Consider the following 19,957-nt stretch of genomic DNA (forward strand, 5'->3'; position numbering starts at 1 on the left):
CGGTTTCTCCGGATTGAAATCTTCCATGTCGGAATACTTTTTCACCGTCCGCCGATCTACCCCCATCTGCCGTGCTACTTCTGCATAGCTGCGACCTTTTGTATTCGTTTCGTATCTGATATAATTAACTTCAGCCATTGCTAACATCTCCTATACTACCTCCTGTAAAGATATGCCCAAACAGGAGTGTATGTATTTTTTCGGATGTTGGCAAGTGGCCTTTTTTATGTACATAAATTAGCTGCCGTTTCCTACATTTCTAGTGTGCCATAAACAAACAAAAATAAAACTTAGACTAACGACCCGGAAGATTATGTCTAAACTAATCCATTCAGCTAGAATCCCTAATACAAATGCGCTAACTCCAACACCAACATCAAAACTTGAAAGAAAGGTCGCGTTGGCTGCGCCACTTTTTTCTTGACTTACCTTTTGAACCGTCCATGTTTGTAAACATGGCATAACAGTTCCATAACCTGCACCAAATAAAATCGCTGCAATCATAAGATAAAGATTATTTGTTGTATAAGACAGCACTACAAGTGACAAAAATCCTAGCAATGCTGATATAACGATGATAGACCAAGGTCCTTTTTTATCATACCATTTTCCTGTAAATGGACGTAGTAAAGTTGAGACAGTCGCATTTATAAGGAAGAATAGAAAAATATGATCCAATCCCTTTTGTTTTCCAAAAAGAACTAAAAAAGTAATAATCGCTCCAAAACCAAGCGTTGTAATAACCGTCAGTAATGCTGGGAACCATGCGTCTTTTTCAAAAATCGCTTCAAAAAATTGAAATTGTCGCTTCTCATGTTTAACAGGAGTAGGTGAATATACAAATTGAAGCGCAATTACTGCCAATAGACTGAGTACTACTGATGACCAGATTAAAATATTGAAGGAAAAAGAGTCATAGATAAGGATACCTATACTCGGCGCAATGATAGCCCCTACCGTTGTTGAAATAGAAAAATACCCTATACCTTCTCCTAACCTTGTCTTAGGAATTAAATCCACTACCATTGTACTATTGGCTGTGGTTGATACTCCCCACGCTGCGCCATGGAAAAGTCGTAACAATAGTAAAAGCCAAATAATATTTAAAAAAGGATACAGCATTGTAATAAACATTAAAGCTGCACTTGCAATAATGGCAAGACTTTTCCGTTGGTTATCAATTAAGTAGTACCCTATAAAAGGTCTGATTAGAACAGCACCTAGTGTAAATAATGTTGTCATTAGACCAACTTGAATGGAAGAAGCATTCATGCTTAACAAATAGGCTGGTAAAATAGGGAGCAACATTTCAAACCCTATAAAAACTAAAAAGTTACTTATAAATAAAAATAGAAATGATTTATTAAAGATTTTTTGGTTTTTCATATTATTATTCCTCGCTTCTAATTATTTTTCTAAATTAGAAGCGGTTGGAACACTGAAACGTTTCTATTTTGCCTAAGTTTTTTAAACAAATGTCTCACCCTTTCTAAAAACTTTTTTATTGGGATTACACGAATTATTACAACTAGGCTTTTCGGTATTTGGGGGTCCCTTACTACCTCACTTTTTCATGAGTTTCATCCAACAAGAGGCTGTATATACATATTCATCTCAATTGTTTACCTGTAAAAATGCAAAAAGACGCCATATAAAATCTGCGTCTAGTTATTGCTTAGTATTTAACCAAAATGCACAATTCAAGGGTTTTCTACAGATTCTAAAATAAATAGACAAAAAGCTTCCGGTAGCTGGTCTCTATATGAAGTTTGCTTAAAAAAGGACAGACTGGTCCCATTGAAAGTAAATCACCTAGATGTAAATATGACTTTACTTCTGTTGCAATCCTTCTGAAAACAGTTCCCATGGCTTTTTGCCTCCTTTCTTAATACTAGTAAATAGATTTGGCTAGTATAATATATGTTGATAAAAAAAGCAAATCCATCTGAGGATCTTTTATTACAGTACTATTCACCTTCAATTTTTACTAATCCTTCTTCCACTAACCTGCTCCTTTCGTGCAATAAGTATCGCTTCACAGATATGAATACTGATCTTAAAGCCTTTTTCGAAGATTTCTTTTTCTTCCTCGGTCAGAAAATCCATGATAACATGCACTTTTTGTCTATTTGGATTACAGAGACTCCATCCTACAATCAGCATCTCTATATATCCAGTAGGATTAAAGGTAGCGGCAAATACAACCTGCTGCCCTGTAACTAATTTTGGCTTATATAAACCGGTACGGTGAACCGTATCATAAGTAAATGAGGTTTTTAAAGGATGCCACTTATAGTAATAAGTGGTCTTTTTTCACTTTTAGATTTATTTCTCAAGTGAATTTTCAACTAACTTTTCGGATGCGAAGATTTGAAAATTTGAAATTAATAGTATAATAAATTTAGTTAAGTTACAAAAGTAGTCCATACATTTCAGGTTCTTTTTGCCAATGGCCTTATGATGTGTGTCCTGTATTTTGTCTTTATAACGTTCTATTACTTTTGGCTAAAGTTAACTACCAGAGAATGTTTGTATAGGCAATCGTACATCAAACTATTATTGATAAAATGAAAGGAAAAATATTTAATGAAAAAGAAATTAATCTTTATTGGGATAGGTATTTTGCTGTTTGTCTTTCTTTTATTTGGTACCTATAAGTTAATGAATTCGAGAACTTTTCAGTTGTTTGGCAGGATAACTGACCATGTGGAGACGAACCAAAAAGTAGTGGCATTGACCTTTGATGATGGGCCGACAAAAAATGTTGATAAAATTTTGCCATTGCTGGATCAATACGATGCAAAAGCCACCTTTTTTCTAATTGGAAATGAAATCGAAAAAAATCCTGAAGAGGCAAAAAAGATTGTGGACGCGGGTCAGCAAATTGGGAGTCATACGTATTCCCATCAGCGAATGGTGTTTAAATCCCCTTCTTACATTAAAAATGAGATTGAAAAAACAGACAAGCTGATTCGCGAAGCCGGCTATAAAGGTAAAATAGACTTTCGTCCGCCGAATGGGAAAAAACTTATTGGATTGCCTTACTATTTAGATAAACATAATAGAGATACGATAACCTGGACCCTTGAACCGGATACCCATTACTCCTCTGCCGCTGATAAAGTGAAGTATGTCAAAAAGAATGTAACGCCAGGTTCGATTATCCTGATACATCCAATGTATGATAATACTGGTGAAGAACTAAAAACAATTAAAGGAATTTTACAAGCATTATCAGACGAAGGATACAAATTTGTTACAGTGAATGAACTTTTGCAATTAAAAAAATAAATATAGGAAAAATCTCATTTGATGCGTTACGGTAATCCTTACCACACAAATAGTGGTCAATCAAATTAGCTTGACAAAGAGTGGCTTATCAAATTCGTTGGCTAGTTTTCTTTTTGAAAAGGACAAATCGGGGAAAAAATGTTCCAACCGTTATGAAATAGTTGCCTAAAAAAGGCTTAGTCAGCTTTACTGATTAAGCCTTTTACCTCATGTGAAAATGTATATACACAAAGGGAAAGGAATCCCAACGAAAATGACATAGTCGAAGTTTATGAGAATGCTCTCTTTCTAATGATGAATTCAGCTATAAGCAGATTAAGTGTCCAGCATAACCAGACAGCGATCGTATAGGCATTTCCATAGGAAAAATTCAACGCGTTATGGGCAATGGCTACGATTATATAAATAGTCATATTCGCAAAGGAAAGAAAGAAACTTCGAATGATCCATTGAATATGTAAGGTTACTTTTTGTCTCTTGATATACCAATAACCGAGGATAGTTGTTCCGAACCATAATGTATTTAAAATAAGAAACCCTATTGTGCTTGGCCATCCCCCGGTTGCAAAGAAAGAGACATAGACTCCGGGAATGAAATTTAAAATGATAGACAAGACATACAATCGGCCATTCCAACGGTGGAACTTGATAGATTTCACTCGTATTCTTTTAATAACGCCTAACGGGCCCGTGAGAAGCGAAATAATAGCCAGCGAAATATGAATACGAATCATGAATATCCATAGGGATTGATCTGTTAGAATCAGATCTTTTCTTGAAATAAACTTTTCGAAAGCAGGATCGATCATAAAATTCTTTGAAAATGTATGTAATACCCACATGATTGGGAGGATTAAAACGATTATTCCAATGGCTTTTTTCATCAGGTCTATTCCTCCTTTAGGCAAATAAGCTGCGATTTGTCATCATAAAGATAGAAGCAATGATGAGTAAAAATGTGATCCAGCTGTACCATTTTAACGTTGACACATGCTCTAATAATTTCTTCTCAGGGTTTTCTGCAAATATGATCCGTTTTATGTTTTTATGCATCATTCCTATCAGGCCACCAATAAGGATCAGTAGCAGGATGGCAATCCCTATCCATAAGATAGAAGGGTAGGATGAATGCGCAACGACCATCCAAACCCCTGAAATCATTAAAGAAACTAATGCATAATGACTTGCTCGAGTAAAGCTTAAAGCTGTTTTAAGTGCTGTCTTTAATTCATTACTCGTGCGAGAAAAAAAGCTATTTATTACTAAAGGGAGAGCTAGCAAGCTTCCCAAAAATAAAGCACTCACTACATGAAAAAGTACAATAATTGAATACATCGTTCCCACCCCAATTTAAGAAATACGATGTCCAGTTAATTTAGATGAAGGAAGCATTCCAGCTTTTGCTTCACCATACATCTTGTTTTCAACTATAGTAACGATAAATTTTAAAGTTAGACGCATGGGCTTCGTCACTTTCATGGACCACTTTAATTGATTCCCTTCAAGTACAGGTTTGTCCAAAGTGACCATTTCTTCTCCTTGCTTTGCAGTTCCTACTATTTGTCCATCTTTAGAAGTTAAATCTAATATAGCGGAAAGATTTCCAATAGGAGTGGAAATGGTAGTATCCCATTTCCCTTGAAAATTAACATTCTGATTAGCTTGGATGGAGGAATGATCCCTTGTCGTTTCATTTGAATTTTCTTGCTGGCTTTCCTTTGGTGCATTTCCTTCAGCTTTCCAAACAGTACCCCTACGTTCATACTCAAATAGTTGTTCCATAGCAAGTGCTATCCGAGGGCCTAATTCACGTTCAACTAAGTAAAGGGCAACATCGAGCCCCGAAGTAACGCCACCGCCAGTAACAAGATCGCCATCATCTACGATACGAGCATTAACTGGAATAGCGTTGGTAGCACTCAAAAGACCCATTCCCATATGATGCGTTACTGCATGGCGGCCTTCTAATAAGCCTTCCATTGCTAAAATGAGAGAACCGCCACAAACTGTGGAAAGTAAAATATCGGCTTTCTTCATTGCTTCTCGTAGTAGATTGCTTAATTCAGATTCAGCGGCTTTTTTTAATTTTACTGGAATGGAATCTGGCCCATTATCATGAATGGTACCGGATGCTCCCGGAACAAGAATGATTCCTTTACGGGATAAATCCAATGTACCAGTTGCTTGGAGTTTTAACCGATTAATTCCACTTGTTACCATTCCCGCACCTTCAGCGGACACAAGCTCTACTGTTATCTCCTCATTGGAGAGCATGGCAGCAGAGGAAAATACTTCATATGGTGCAATGGCATCTAATAAATCAAATCCATCAAATAAAACAATTTGAACATGCATACATATTCCTCCATTTTAAGATCAGGCGAAACCATCCGATCTAATGAATTGAGATTCAGTGACGCTTGAGGTTTTTCTTATTTTGTAAGAAGATCTTTCAACCTTTGATATTCCGCCTCGTCAAGTTCTCCCTTGGCTAACCGGCTTTGAAGAATCGAGGTGATGTTTCGGTCTCCTTGTTTGGAAGCACGATATCGGTATCGAATTTCAAATACTCGAACCGCGGCAAAACAGAAAAGGACAAGGCAAAACAATGCACCGAATGGAAAAAATGCGAAACTGTCATTTTCGAACCCCATTTGAAATTCCTCCTTTCAAGTAGTTAAAGAGTGGGTGAAACATTGCACTCAGTTTGTAATGGATATTCGCCGATTGTTCACAATGAAAGAATAACCTCTAAGTATCACAAACGATGGTGCAAAAAAGTCACAATACAATCACAATCCATTATCAAACCTATAACTTTCCTTGTTCCTCATGTAAAAAATGATAGACTAAATATGAAATTAGATTGATCGGTTATGATCCAGGGAGAGTCATCGGAGGAAAGGCGGGATTTTCATGAAGGAATTACAGACGATTCTAGTCGTGGACGATGACAAAAGCATTGCCGAACTATTGAGGGACTTCTTAGAGAATGACGGTTTTCATGTGGAAACTGCATATGATGCTATTCAGGCACTGGCAGTGCTTAAACAAGGTACAATTCATTGCATCATACTTGACATCATGATGCCAGGAATGAATGGTTTCGAGTTATGTCGACAGATTCGTATAGAAAGCAACGTACCTATCCTTTTCTTGAGTGCTCGCAGCGATGATGTAGATAAGATTCGCGGTCTGGCACTTGGAGGAGATGATTATATAGTTAAAACCGCATCACCGGGTGAGATTGTTGCCAGAGTGAAGGCTGTATTACGACGCTCCAGTTCTCACCAAGAATTAAAGAGGAGGGTCTTGGATTATGGACGTCTTACGCTGGATTTGTCCACAAGAGAAGTATTTGTAGGAGGGCGGCCCATCTCACTCACACCGAAAGAGTATGATTTGCTGCTATTGTTTGCCGAACATCCAAAATATGTTTTTTCATATGACCAATTACTTGAAAAATTTTGGAGTGGAATTGGCGACAAACATACCATTCGCGTCCATCTAAGCCGACTTCGTGAGAAAATTGAAGCCGATCCGAATGATCCACAATTCATAGTCAATGTATGGGGCATCGGCTATCGTTTCAAAGGTGAATAAAATGAAAACAATTCGCATTCGCAAGTTTACAATACTCAGCTTATTTCTCATCCTCACTCTGCCATGGTTATTCTATGTAGCCGCCCATTTTATTGAAACGAAAACTGTCCGGCTAGGAATGGATGATTCTCAAAAAGAGAATGTTGAATCAACGATTCGCTTGATCGAGACAAACACCGATAAATGGACAGACCCCGCTTGGCAAGAACAATTGAGCAGACAATTAGAGAAAATGAATATGGATGTCTCGATTCTATCCGACTCTAATCAGGAGATTTTCCGAACGGATTCTGAACGGGAGCCCTCCTTTAAGCGAGCAGAACATTTTTCGATCATTCAGGATGATCAAGTACTTGGACGGGTTGCTATGTATCAAGCAAATTCAAAAGTAACACAAATGCTTGCGGCATTCGTTGGTCTATTATCGGCTTTTGTTATTGTCGGATATGCCATTCGAAGATATATTCTCATACCTTTGGAGAAAACGAGCCACTGTGCTCGGCAGATTTCAGAAGGAGATTTGGATGTTCAGTTACCTTCATCTAGGATCACAGAAATTGCTGAGGTTCATGACGGATTTAAAGTGATGGTAGATGGTCTAAATGAATCTTTTCAAAAACAAGTGGAATTAGATGATGAACGGCGGTTTGTGATTGCTGCTGTTGCCCATGATTTACGGACACCGTTATTCGCCTTACGGGGTTATTTGGACGGCCTGGAGAAAGGCATTGCCAATTCGCCGGATAAAATGGCAAAATATTTGGCGGTTTGTAAAGAAAAGTCAGCGCAATTGGACCGGCTTGTAGAGGAACTTTTTACATTTACAAAGACAGAATATTTGGATGTGGAACTGAAAGAAAACACGGTCGATCTTCCGCTTGTATTACAGAAGTCGATTGACAGCCTGACTCCTTCAGCTCGGAAAAAGCACATCTCGATTATCGTGGATCATTTTGGGGAGGATTGCGTAATCATGGGCGATTCGCACTTGCTGGAGCGAGCCATGAGCAATTTATTGGATAATGCGGTCAGACATACACCATGCTACGGTAAAGTTTTTGTCCAATGCTTTAAGGATGGTAACAAAGTGATCTTTACTGTTCAGGATACAGGGGAGGGTTTCTCCTCGGAGGACCTTCAACGAGTATTTGAACCTTTATATCGTGGGGAAGCATCGAGAAATCGTTCAACCGGAGGCGTGGGGTTAGGATTGACTATTTCAAAAAAAATCATGAGGCGGCATGGAGGAGACCTAGTGGTAGATAACCATTCAGATGGTGGTGCACTCCTGAGAGGTTGGATCCCCTCCCATGGCTAACAATGTTTGAATGCTTTTATTCGAAGTGCTTCAGTTTGACGGAGCCAGTCATAGAATCAAGTATCGAGAGACTTTGTTTCAAGCAAAAAATGTTCAGACCACTTGACGGTTACAAATGGTCAGGAAGTATTTTACAAATAGCTCCTGCGTTCTAGAACACTAACCATCTCCATGAATATCCTGATATGGGAGGTATTTCATATGAGAGACTCGATCAAGCGAATAGCCCAACAGTTTATCGATTCCCACTTTCCTGAATCAGATATAGTCTTGATAGGTGGAAGTGCTGTTTATGGAAATTTAACAACAGAATCTGATATTGACTTAATTATTATGGATGAAACCGAAACACCAAGAATTGAATGTTATCACTTTCTTGGATGGAAAATAGAGGCATTTATTTTTACGGCTTTATCTCTAGAGGTTGAATTTCAAACAGCTAGATATATAGGAATGCCCACCATTATTAAAATGTGTGCCGAAGGTCTGCTTTTAGAAGATAAACAAGGGAAGGGAAAGGAACTCCAACAAGAGGCAAAAAAGCTTTATGAACAGGGTCCTCAACCTTGGGATGAGGATCAAGTAAATAAAGCAAGGTATCAAATGACAGACTTTTTGTCAGACTTTAGAAGTTCAGAAGACTTCGAAGAAAGTTTATTTATTTTAAATAAGTTAATAAATACGTTAACTGAACTGGTTTTAAGGGCAGATGGCCATTGGTTTGGTGAAGGAAAGTGGGTTGCCAGGAATCTTAAATCATATGATAAAGTTATGTGTGATAAATTAGTTAAATATACAAAAACATACATGAATACAAATGATAAAACTGAACTCATTTCATTCATTCAATCTACACTTGATCATTATGGTGGAGAATTGTTTGTTGGTTATAAAAGATTCTTATTGTAAGGGTTTCGAGGGGCGAGTGAATGAAGAAATCAATTGATGGGAACAGAGTCAACAGGTGAAGTGCGGGGATTGTCAAATAAAGTGTACTTACACACTTTATTTGACAATCCCGGGGAAGCTTCAATTTTTCATTTTTTGGTTTAGTTTCAAAAAATGAAATGGTGGCTTCCTCTTATAGAATCTTTTGTGGAGCATCTCACCGATCAATCTGATGATGTAAAGCTGATTCATCAAGAGAAGGCGGAACAGAGTCTGTTTTTGCGCATCATAATAACATCTACCCAACTGGATAGATGTTATTATAATTATTCTTTATTCAAGGGTATGTCCATATTGTTTGAATATTCTTCTACTTCTGGTGTCATCATCTCTACCACAGATGCTTCCATCACCACATCTGCCATTGGTTCATCATCATTTGGCTGAAATTTGCTTATGTCAACCTCGTACATCGCAATCTTTTTGTCATTCAAAATTATATTGATGCCGACTATTTCAGCCCCTTCGATTTCTGGCTGTTGCAAAAAGTCATAGGTTTGAGTTGTCGCATGCTGAAATGCCATTCCGGGTTGTAGATTATCATTCATTTTAATGATCAATGATACATAATTATTTATGTCAATTCCGTCCGTTACTTCCACACTCTTTGAATACTTATACATACTGGTATCAATGCTTGATTCTTCTGTGGGTTCATCTTTTGGCTGATCCTTCGCTTCTTCTTTTGCTCGCTCTTTCTTTTCCTGTTTTGCATCTTCTTTGGGCTCTTTGTTCTCTGGTGCAGCTGTATTATCACCGCATGCTGATAAAAAAAGCATAGCAGCTGCTAGTAATAAAAGTAGCTTCTTCAAAATATATTCCTCCTACAAAATAGTTGCAGATTACATTGTCTAATATTTAGTAGTAGTTTTCAATAGAAAAGGTGCGATACTATTTTTCTTAATCATTTATTCAGCCTGAATCCTAGAAACAATTTACTTTTATCAAGGTATCGACAAACTCAATGGCAAATAGAAGTATATGGCTATATCCCATCTAGTTCTGCAAAATGGTGCAGGATTGGCATAATTCTTTCTCACTGCTGCTTCAATGGTGGAGATTGTGGAATAGTACAGGGATGATCATCCTGAATTTGATGCTCTTAAGGCTTTAATAATGAGCGCTTCTTAGGAAAAGGATATCCTGTGGGAACTCGAGCGGAATCAGCAATGCTGACATAATTTAAAGGTCATGATTGTAGGAGAAATTTCCATAAAAACATTTCTAAATTCCGATATAATATTTCTGATATTTTTATAAAAGAGTAGAACCTAATAGGGATTGATATCCTAATAAGCGGTTCATTCGTTACTGACTTAATGAGTTTTCCCTAAAGGGTTTTACCTGCATTCCTTTATAGTCCACCTGCATCTATGTAGGTAGTTTGAGATGTTACAAGTACTAATGAAGTTTACATATATGTTTATTTAAGAGAGTTGCTCCACGTAGGGACCATAGATAGTATGAATGTAGGGACTGGAAGATAATAAAATGTCCATGTAACGAAAAAGAACAGGATGCTTTAAATCATCCTGTTCTCACGTTTCTAATCGTTAATATAAAAGATTCTCGTTTCCCTTGTCACTTTTCCAGCCTTGTTTGCTGCTTCAAAGGTGACAACATGGAATCTTTCTTTTAAGCCTTCATTCAGCTCCAATGATATTGTAGATGTTTTTTTGTCAAAAGCAGGGGTATAGGGGATGCCGTCAACAATGACTCTAAAGCTGTTCGCGTCTATTTTAGCACCTTTTTCTGTTGTCACTTTAGCGGAAAGAAGCGGCGTTCTATCCTGGATGATCTCTCCCATTTGATACTCCGGTTTAATTGTAGGTCCTTTGCCAACATTCGCAGGGTTATGCTCAGCTGCCTTCTCCACTTCCTTCAAGACACGAAGCATATTTTTTCCAAGGATTTTTTCTATGTCCTGCTTTGTGTATCCTCTATCCACTAACTCCTCCGTTAATTTAGGCAGATAGGATACATTTGGGAGATCTTCGGGCAGGGTGGCGCCGTCATAGTCTGAACCGAGTCCAACATGGTCGATGCCAATCAAATTCACAACATGATCAATATGATCGACAACGTCTGTAATATAAGTGTTGGGTTTATTTGTCAAAAATGCCGGGTAGAAAACGATGTTGATCACACCGCCATTTTCTTTCAAGGCCTTTAATTGATCATCCGAAAGGTTGCGTTGGTGGTCTTTTATGGCTTTAACACCTGAATGGGAGGCTGCAATAGGCGCTTTGGAAACTTGAATGACATCCCAGAAAGTACTTTCGGCCATATGGGAAACGTCAATCACCATTCCCAATTTATTCATTTCTTTTGCCACTTCGGCTCCCAGATCCGTTAAGCCGCCCTCTGAAGGCGTTCTATTCGGATCGTTGTATTCCCTGTTGGCTCCTTCACCAAGTGCATTGGAGTAATTCCAGTTAAATCCAATCTCTTTGATTCCCAGATCACGATATTGATGTAAAAGCTCAATCGCATTTTCTTCGTCCATGGAATAAGCACCTTCTATGGTTGGAACGGCTGCTATTTTACCGGCATGGACTGTTTTTTCAATTTCTTTTAAAGAAGTTGAAATCTTAAATGTGTCAGGGTTATTTTTCTCTGTCCAATACAGTGCATTGATCAAGGCAAGCGTTCGACTGATGCTTCGAGGAGTATTATTATAGTATCCGGATGTATAGGCAGCAAAGAAAGGGACGTTGAGGCCTCCTGCCTGAAGTTTGGGTATGTCAACCTCAAAGGGTGTATCTTTTCCGATGTCCACCTTTGGAAGCCAAGTGCTGGAATCAACAACATTGCTCATGGTGTCGCTGTGGCCGTCTGTAATAATAGAATTAAAATGGATTTCTTCCGGCGACATAGGCTTGGCCAAGGCTGAAGTAGAGTAAGAGAGGACAAAAAGAACTGTTAGTACAAGGTAAAACAGTTTTTTCTTCAAAATAATGCCTCCTTTTACATATATTACGAATAATTATACTATTCAAATTAAAGAGTTGGTATAGGGCGAACTATCTGTTTAACGAATGACGGTTGGTAGTAATGGCTTACATGGCATGATTAACATTTTTAATGGAGTTGATATTTTTAGATGACACAAAGAGAATTTTTAAAAGAGAGGCAGATTTACCGGAATTGGAACCTTAAAGCATTGGAAAGTATAACGGTAAAGCAACCTTTTGGGCATTGAATCATTTGAAGAACCCGAAGAGACAGTAGTGTTTGTGTTTAAAAGGGGCATCCCAATCCGGAATGCCCTTGATATTGAATCCTTATAAAATGTTCTTCAACATTAGACCACTTTATTGGAGCTTTGCTCCAAGGCTACGTTTAATTTGTTTTCCGATGTGTTGATAATCACGGCTGCTGAAGCATCTCCCGTGACATTGACAGAGGTTCTGAACATATCTAAGAAGCGGTCCACTCCAGCTATGAGAGCGATTCCTTCTAAAGGTAAGTTGACAGCGGTTAGCACCATTGTCAGCATCACTAATCCGGCTCCCGGTACACCTGCAGTGCCAATGGATCCTAATGTAGCGATGAGAATGACCAGAAGAAATTGTTCAAATGTCAGTGAGACGGAGTAAAATTGAGCGATAAATAGGGTTGCAACGCCCATGTAGATTGCTGTTCCATCCATATTGATGGTTGCGCCCAGCGGTAAGACGAAGCTGCTGACTTCATTGGAAACACCCAGGTTATCTTCGCAGTTTTTCATGCTGACAGGCAATGTTCCCGAGCTGCTTTGTGTACTGAAGGCTACTACGCTGGCAGGCAAGATTCCTTTGAAAAATTTGATGGGACTCATTTTCCCGAAGGTTTTTACTGTAAATGAGTAGATGACCACGGCGTGTAAAATGCAGGCGACCCCTACAGAGAGTACCAGTTTGATCAAAGGAAGCAAAACGGAAGCCCCATATTCTCCGATAATGGGGGCCATTAAACCGAATATGCCGATGGGGGCAAACTTCATGATGATTCCGGTGATCTTAAGCATTACTTCGGAGAGCCCAATAAAGAAATCCTGAAGAGGCTGCGCCTTTTTCCCCACCATTGTGATTCCTAACCCGATGAAAATGGCGAAGAAGATAATTTGCAGTATGTTGGCCTCCGCTAAAGCGGCAATAGGGTTAGTCGGGATGATGTTTAATAAAATATTGATGACGCCTTCTGTCTCAGGGGGAGGGGCTGCTTCAGAGGGGACTGAAATATTGACCCCTTTTCCTGGAGAAAATATACTGCCGAGAATTAATCCGATAGAAACCGCGCCAAATGTAGTGATTAAAAAATAACCAATGGTTTTACTTCCAATTCTACCTAATTTTTTAATATCGCCTGTACTCGCTACTCCCATTACCAAAGTTGATAGGATGAGCGGCACGATAATGAACTTAATCAGGCGTAAAAAAAGGTCGCCCAATGGCTGAACAACATTGATGGCAGGTCCAAAAACAATCCCTAAAATGACAGCGATTACAAAAGCGATTAAAATTTGAGTTAATAGTCCTAACCTTGCAATCCTCCTCATCATATTTCCTCCTCATTCAAATTGTTCGTTCGAGGTACAAAGGCATGGCAGCCAAGCTTTCCTTACCAATCTTAAGACCCGGATTTCAAGCAAAGGGAGATTGGCAACTTAGTCCCGAAAACCTACTGCGAGCTTTTTGCTTTGTAAATTTCCGGAAACTTTACTGATAAGTCCTGCGCTTAAAGATTCATACTATTTAAACAACTCCTTTACAAATTTGTTTTTCCATTATAAAATTCGAACTACACTAATAAACAGAAAGTAACAAAATGATCTTGAAATAATTTTCATAGTGAGTTTCTGGCAAAAAGGAGGCAGTGATTCAGCTATGAGTCTATCGAAAAATAGGGAAATGCAGATTTTTATTTTAATGCTACTCATTGTTCCTCTTGCTGGTGAAGTAAAATTCTATCCCTTTAACAATACCTTTCGAGTAAGCTTTGGAATGCCTACATTTTTCTTTTTTATATTGATATTGAAGAGGTATCCTGCCATTTTATCGGGTGTTTTCGTTGGGTTCTCTGTAGTCGCTTTTCGTACTTTCATAGATATTCAACATTTCCCGCATTCTTTTCAAGCTCATTATCCAACCTTCTTCTATTACTTTACCTTTGGTTGTTTATTTTACTTCTTAAAAGTTCGCCGCTTTTATGGCCGGCCTTTGCTAATCGGATCTCTGGGTGTCTTGTTTGATATTTTAGCAAGCTCAGCTGAGCTCACTTTTCAATACATTGCGTTCCAATCTCCTGTAACTTATGAGGATATACGTAAGGTGAGTATTATCGCCGTTTTCCGGGGTTTTTTTACCGTGGGCTTTTTTAATTTGATCATGTTATACGAAGCTCAATTGAGGAAAGAGGAGATGCATAAACAGAATGCCAAGCTGGTCATGATTATTTCCAACCTGTATGAAGAAGCGGTTCATTTACATAAAACTTTGAAAAACAGTGAAAATGTCACAAAGGAAGCCTACAATTTATATCAGCTTTTAAAAGAAATTGAAGTTAAAAAGACTTGCGTTCCAATCGAAAGGCTCTATCAAATCGCTCTCAAGATTGCCGGGGAGAGCCATGAGGTAAAAAAAGATAATCAAAGAATTTATTCGGGGCTCTCAAAGCTGATATCAGATGAGGGCTTTTCGGAATATATGGATACACATGAACTGATGAACATTACCGCACAGGCTAATCAAAAATATGCGCGGTTATTGGGGAAAAACATTGAAATTTCATTTAATATGATTGGGGAACATCCGAAGTATCATGTGTATAAGGTTCTCTCCATCGTAAATAATCTTGTAATCAATTCGATAGAGGCAATTAAAGGTGAGGGAGTTATCAGTATATACGTTTTTAAATATCAAGAAGTTGTTGAATTCCAAATCAGGGATGATGGCCCCGGGATCGGGTCCAGGCACAGACGGTTTATTTACAAGCCGGGATTTACGACTAAATATGATGAAAATGGAAAATTGTCCACGGGTATTGGACTTACATATGTAAAAGAGCTCGTTGAAAGCCTCGGTGGGGATATTTCGATGCAAAGCAAGCCGGAGATTACTGGAACTTGTTTTAAAATACGATTGCCCGTCATGAATCTGGTTCAATCAATGGATCATGGGGAAGATCAGTACGGACACCTGCAAGATGCCGTTGAATTGAAGGTGGAATAACAAAAAAGGGGTCAGACCCCCACAACGTTAACGCGTTAATGTACCGGGGGTCTGACCCCCAAAAAAATTCCCTCCATTGCTGAAGGGAATTCTAAATTCTTAAATACTATTTCCACTGATTGAGTAAATAATCTGAGTGTGCCTGTAATATATTATAGGCTTTTTCGGAAATGAAGTTGTTTGATTTATGATTGTTCAGCAGTACTTTGAAGCCTTTCATATGTTTATGGGCTTTTTCCGTTAATCCTTTTTCTTCGTAGAGGCTTAGGGCGGTCAGATGCATTATCAGGGATTTGACAGCATTGTTATTTGTGAATTCCCCTTCTTCCTGGAAGTTTTCTACAAGCTTTTTCATATTTGCCGCACTTATTTCTACCTCTACATCGACACTTTGTTCTTTCTCGGCGTTGCCTTTAACGTCGACGGAAATCCAGCGGAACTTGGTATTCTCGTAAACTTTGATCATCTCGCCAGGCTCACGGATATTTGCAGCTTCATAAGTTGGTGAATCGGTTGTTGGAGTGCTTCCGTCAGTCGTATAGTGAATGCTGGCCGGCTTATTTTGTGAGAATGTAATGTTTACGGAACCATCGGGCTGCTTATCCTTTACAATTTCTGTAGTGGCCGGCTCATTATCCTTCCCGTACTCCATCGCAATTTCAAACATAGTGATAACACCGCTGGCATACTCTTGATACTGAAGATTTCCTTCCTCCCATGCAGGCTGGAATCCGCCTGGAGCCAGCCATTTCTGAGCATCTGGGTCCCACTGTTCGCCGCCGACTTCCCATCCGAATGCATAGATGCCATAATTGTTGTAGAGTTCCTCCCGGACATTGCCTGCGGAGGAATAAAGTACATCGGAAGAGCCTCCAATGTTCCGCGGCTGAACAACAGAGTCACGCAAACTTTTAACATTGGATAAAATTTTCTCAGCTATCTGCCAGTAGTACTGTTCATCGCGAAGTGGAGGGCGTGGTGTTGTAATTCTGCCATCCGCTTTGTAGGAGCCAGGCTGCCAGAACAATTGGCCTCCATAGCTGTGCACAGTCATAAAAAACTTGATGTTTGAGAAATTTTCTGCAAGCCAGACAACATTCTTCGCTTCAGGCTCAGATAGTTTTCCAGGGCCGGCGTACGTATCGGATGTACAAACTGTTGACCCTCCGGAATACCCGTCGTAAACTGAACCGACCGAGTAATTTCGGTTAAGGTCGACTCCCCAGTTATGCCTGCGCCCGGGATCCGCATCTTCCGGACCGCAATGGTTTGTCATATTCCGCCGCTGCATATTCCGGTCAAAGAAACTATAGTGAGCGCCATCCGGGTTATTGGATGGGATGATAAAAATGTCTACGTTATCGACGATCTCTTTTGTCTTTTGATCAGTTTCATAGTTTGCCAGTAGCCTTTCGGCTGATTCAAGAGCTACAAGGGGAGTTACCCATTCGCGTGCATGATCCTGGGCCTGAATCAGGACACCAGGCTTTGAGCCATCGCTATGTTTGCCTATGCGGAGGGCTTTGATTGTATATGGCTCACGGGAAATCTCCTCGGGTCCACTCAAGAAGTCGGACAGCTTAGTCGCTGCAGCCTCCTTTACAACTCCACTTCCATTTCCGTTGCGGTAAAGATTTGCGGTTACTAATGCGCTTGCTTCTGCGTTATTATTAATTGCGTCGACCACTTCTTTTGCCGTCGTGCCAATTTTGCTTGGGTCATTTTTGTCTGTCGTTAGATGTACAGTGATATCGTTCCCCTTGACCGAGACTGACATTTTATCCCCGTCGGACTGGCCATTCAACGCTACGGAAATATCATTGCCGCCTTCATGGCCGTATTTTTTTGACGTGACATAGAAAGTACTGTTGAGATCTCCGTTTGCACCGCTTGTTCCATTGCCAAATTGTGCCTGTGCATGCCTGCGATAGCCATTCGTTTTGTTTGGCAGCTCAATAATTTCAGTGAGTTCAGGATGTTCCGCTGCTAGTTCTTCAATTCGTTTATACAGCTGTGTTGGATTTTTGTATTCATCGGCAAAGGCGCTCTTGTATCCCGGACGATCAATATCGGCTTCAACAGGGTAGAGCCAGTCTTTCACCTCTGCGCTGCTTTCGGTGCCGAGCGAGCTTGAAACTTTGATTGTATCAGGCCGGGGCCCGTCGACCTTAGCAAGTACCCGGTGGTACATATAAACACCGGAATCTCTATAAAGTTCCATCTTTTGAGACTTGTCACCCCAATGCAGCGTTAAATCTGCTCCATCTTCAGCTGTCGTTTTTGCTTCTACTGACAAGAAGGCTTGTCCATGAGTGGTGAACCAGTCCACTCTTCCGATGGTGAGTTTATCTTTAGCGGGTGTCGATGCTAACGAACGCTTTGCCTTTTTCGGGGCAGCCCGTTTAGGATCATTAGCTAATATGACGCCATATTCAGGCAGTGTGTTCAGTTGTTCTTTTGTCAGTAAGGCATCCACCTCAATGCCATCGGGCACGCGCTTGACACCGCCCGCAAGATCATATCCCTTGTTTTGCAGGGTATCCAAGACATCGCTGCCAGGTACTAAAATCCTGACTAGCTCACCCTCTTCCACTACAGGAGCGGCAGCGGGTTTAGGCTTCTCTTTGTTGTCAGCTAATGTACTGGTCGCGATTGAAAATAGCAGAATCATTGATAATAAGGCAACCATTGTTTTTTTCATTCATTTTCACTCCCGAAAAATATTTAGACGCCCTTTGATTCTTTTTGCAATGATTCTTGTGTCTTAAGCCTGGATTCGTGATATAGATTGTTAAAATAGTAGAAATCCACTGTTGTCTCTATGCATTTTGAATTTTTTTCTGATAAATGGAAAGCAGGCTCATTCATTTGTTTTCAGCATTTTCATTTGATTTGATGTTTCCGGTTCTTCTATTGTTACTGGCAATGTTCCTGCATATTCGCTGTGCTCAATGCGACACAGCAGACAGCTCCCAATATAAAATGGGCCGATTTCCGGCTATTTCTGCAGGAGTACCGAGTTCCTAAGGAAATCCCCAGCTGAAAAAACAGGTGGGGATTAATTACTGCAAGGGCAACTGGACTTAAAACACTAATCTCATAATCTATAAAACTATTTCTTTTTCCATCTTTCTAGTAAAGTGTTAGCATCGCTGTTGAGTCTGTTATAAGCTTCTTGTTCGATTTGCCCTTTTTCCCTCTGTTTATCAAGAGCAACTTTAAATCCTTCCAAGTGCTTGACCATTTTCTTGCTGTTCTCTTGCTTTTCATAAACTTCCAGAGACTTTAAATGGTTCGCTAATGAACGGGCAAGGCCATTATTCTTAAACTGACCCTCTTTTGCAAAGCGCTCTAAAACATCTCTCATGTCAGTGATGTTGTCAGTCCAATATCTTGGTATTTTGGTAAGAAAGTCGTCGCCATTCAAATCATCGATAGAACCATCCGCCATGTGCGAAATAATCCCCCATAACCCGTTTTCCACACGGTTCACCAGTTTTTGATCATAGCCAACTTGGGGTTGTTGTCCAGGCATTTCGAATAGAACAGTTGCTGATCCATTAAGAGCGAAGGCAGATCTTGCTTGTCCGGGATAATCACGTTCCTGAAAGTGAACATACTGAGATACCCCAGGTTCCTCTATATCGGAGAATTCCTTTACGCCAAGGGCAGCAGCCAACGCATAGCGTTTGGACTTTTCCTGATCCAATAATGGCCAAGCATCATATTTCGTGCTGTCTTCAGGTCCTAATGGCGGGAAATCAATTGCAATGGTGACATCCTCACCTGTTTTATTAAGCTTTGGAGCACCCATGTGATGCAGATCGACGAAAGCTTCTACTTTACCGAACTCTTTTTGCAGATCTACATAAAGATCTCTAAGAAGTTGGGACTCTTTCGTTATGAAAAAACCAAAATCAAGAGTCGTTCCAGGTAAATCTTCAGGTACGACTTGATAGTTCAAATCAGCATGAAAATCCCGATTGATGTCAAAGCCTCGATTCCTCTCATTGTAGTACCAAGCCGGAGCAGCGCCAGCCAGTTGTGGGTAGGCAGTAACAACTTCATCCCACGGAAATACATTCTGTCTTTGTGGAAATTCGAGACCGTCAACGTTAAAACGTGGAATGGTAACGATCGTAACATTGTCACGAACAGATTGGGCGAAGGAGCTATCGCTCGTTCCAAGGTAGTCTAATATTTCCACAATTGCCTCGCCGCCACTCTTTTCGTTACCATGTATGCTGCCATTGATTAATAACACTTGATCACCCGTACCTACACGGGCAGACATGATTTCAGTTCCTTGTGATGAATGGCCGGCAACGTCAACCTTAACCCTGCCGGAACTAGCCTTTTCAATTTCGTCTAGTTTTTGGAGAAATTCATCATTGGTCATCCAATCCCGTTCAATTGGATCTTGTACAGCTTGAGCAGATATTTCACTTACCGGGATCAACATTAACAGTAAGGCTGCAGCAAAAAACATCAATTTCTTCCATATATCCCTTTTCACAATATCCTTCATAATATATCCTCCTTCAATACTATTCATTTAAAAGAAGCTCCTCGTTTTCCCGATTAC

At 39.7% G+C, this 19,957-nt stretch carries 15 protein-coding genes; 5 read left to right on the top strand and 10 right to left on the bottom strand.

All coding sequences use genetic code 11. The features are described 5' to 3' along the window. Positions 1-237: 237 nt before the first annotated feature. Positions 238-1,386, bottom strand: coding sequence for an MFS transporter (locus C509_RS0120720; protein ID WP_018708854.1), 1,149 nt, complete (start codon positions 1,384-1,386; stop codon positions 238-240). 1,200 nt (positions 1,387-2,586) lie between these two features. On the opposite strand from C509_RS0120720, the gene C509_RS0120735 reads away from it, so the two are divergent. Next, positions 2,587-3,291 (top strand): polysaccharide deacetylase family protein, encoded by a 705-nt coding sequence (locus C509_RS0120735; RefSeq protein ID WP_018708857.1) that lies wholly within the window; start codon positions 2,587-2,589, stop codon positions 3,289-3,291. A gap of 269 nt (positions 3,292-3,560) precedes the next feature. On the opposite strand, the gene C509_RS0120740 is transcribed toward C509_RS0120735, so the two are convergent. The 4 genes from C509_RS0120740 to C509_RS0120755 form a co-directional block, all read right to left on the bottom strand. Beyond that, entirely contained in the window at positions 3,561-4,175 is a 615-nt protein-coding gene (locus C509_RS0120740) for a DUF2306 domain-containing protein (protein WP_018708858.1), read from the bottom strand. A gap of 16 nt (positions 4,176-4,191) precedes the next feature. After that, a complete protein-coding gene (locus tag C509_RS0120745) occupies positions 4,192-4,626 on the bottom strand; it encodes a hypothetical protein (protein WP_018708859.1) in 435 nt (144 codons plus the stop codon). Positions 4,627-4,641: 15 nt separating this feature from the next. Further along, positions 4,642-5,646, bottom strand: a complete 1,005-nt coding sequence (locus C509_RS0120750) for a DJ-1/PfpI family protein (protein WP_018708860.1) — start codon at positions 5,644-5,646, stop codon at positions 4,642-4,644. Between the two features lie 77 nt (positions 5,647-5,723). After that, positions 5,724-5,945 carry an SHOCT domain-containing protein gene (locus C509_RS0120755; RefSeq protein WP_018708861.1) on the bottom strand — a complete coding sequence of 74 codons (222 nt, stop codon included), beginning with the start codon at positions 5,943-5,945 and terminating at the stop codon, positions 5,724-5,726. Positions 5,946-6,207: 262 nt separating this feature from the next. Between C509_RS0120755 and C509_RS0120760 the strand changes: the two genes are divergently transcribed. The 3 genes from C509_RS0120760 (at position 6,208) to C509_RS0120770 (ending at position 9,121) form a co-directional block, all read left to right on the top strand. Beyond that, positions 6,208-6,894, top strand: coding sequence for a response regulator transcription factor (locus tag C509_RS0120760; protein WP_018708862.1), 687 nt, complete (start codon positions 6,208-6,210; stop codon positions 6,892-6,894). A gap of 1 nt (position 6,895) precedes the next feature. After that, on the top strand, positions 6,896-8,212 hold the full coding sequence (locus C509_RS0120765) for a sensor histidine kinase (protein ID WP_018708863.1): 1,317 nt from the start codon (positions 6,896-6,898) through the stop codon (positions 8,210-8,212). 201 nt (positions 8,213-8,413) lie between these two features. After that, a complete protein-coding gene (locus C509_RS0120770; protein WP_018708864.1) occupies positions 8,414-9,121 on the top strand; it encodes a nucleotidyltransferase domain-containing protein in 708 nt (235 codons plus the stop codon). A gap of 305 nt (positions 9,122-9,426) precedes the next feature. On the opposite strand, the gene C509_RS0120775 is transcribed toward C509_RS0120770, so the two are convergent. The 3 genes from C509_RS0120775 to C509_RS0120785 form a co-directional block, all read right to left on the bottom strand. Then, positions 9,427-9,972, bottom strand: coding sequence for a hypothetical protein (locus tag C509_RS0120775; RefSeq protein ID WP_018708865.1), 546 nt, complete (start codon positions 9,970-9,972; stop codon positions 9,427-9,429). A gap of 734 nt (positions 9,973-10,706) precedes the next feature. Continuing rightward, positions 10,707-12,113, bottom strand: coding sequence for a dipeptidase (locus tag C509_RS0120780; protein ID WP_018708866.1), 1,407 nt, complete (start codon positions 12,111-12,113; stop codon positions 10,707-10,709). Between the two features lie 351 nt (positions 12,114-12,464). Next, positions 12,465-13,700: a dicarboxylate/amino acid:cation symporter gene (locus C509_RS0120785; RefSeq protein ID WP_018708867.1), complete on the bottom strand. Its 1,236-nt coding sequence runs from the start codon at positions 13,698-13,700 to the stop codon at positions 12,465-12,467. A gap of 328 nt (positions 13,701-14,028) precedes the next feature. Here C509_RS0120785 and C509_RS0120790 point away from each other — a divergent pair, with 328 nt between their 5' ends. Continuing rightward, on the top strand, positions 14,029-15,372 hold the full coding sequence (locus C509_RS0120790; protein ID WP_018708868.1) for a sensor histidine kinase: 1,344 nt from the start codon (positions 14,029-14,031) through the stop codon (positions 15,370-15,372). A 106-nt stretch (positions 15,373-15,478) separates the two neighbouring features. On the opposite strand, the gene C509_RS24380 is transcribed toward C509_RS0120790, so the two are convergent. Together C509_RS24380 and C509_RS24385 are read right to left on the bottom strand one after the other, a co-directional pair. Beyond that, complete coding sequence (locus C509_RS24380; protein ID WP_018708869.1) at positions 15,479-18,073, bottom strand: M14 family metallopeptidase; 2,595 nt, start codon at positions 18,071-18,073, stop codon at positions 15,479-15,481. 411 nt (positions 18,074-18,484) lie between these two features. Continuing rightward, complete coding sequence (locus C509_RS24385; protein WP_018708870.1) at positions 18,485-19,900, bottom strand: FIMAH domain-containing protein; 1,416 nt, start codon at positions 19,898-19,900, stop codon at positions 18,485-18,487. Positions 19,901-19,957 lie beyond the last annotated feature (57 nt).

Origin of the sequence: Siminovitchia fordii DSM 16014 = CIP 108821, assembly GCF_000374565.1 — a bacterium.
Classification (GTDB): Bacteria; Bacillota; Bacilli; order Bacillales; family Bacillaceae_C; genus Siminovitchia; species Siminovitchia fordii.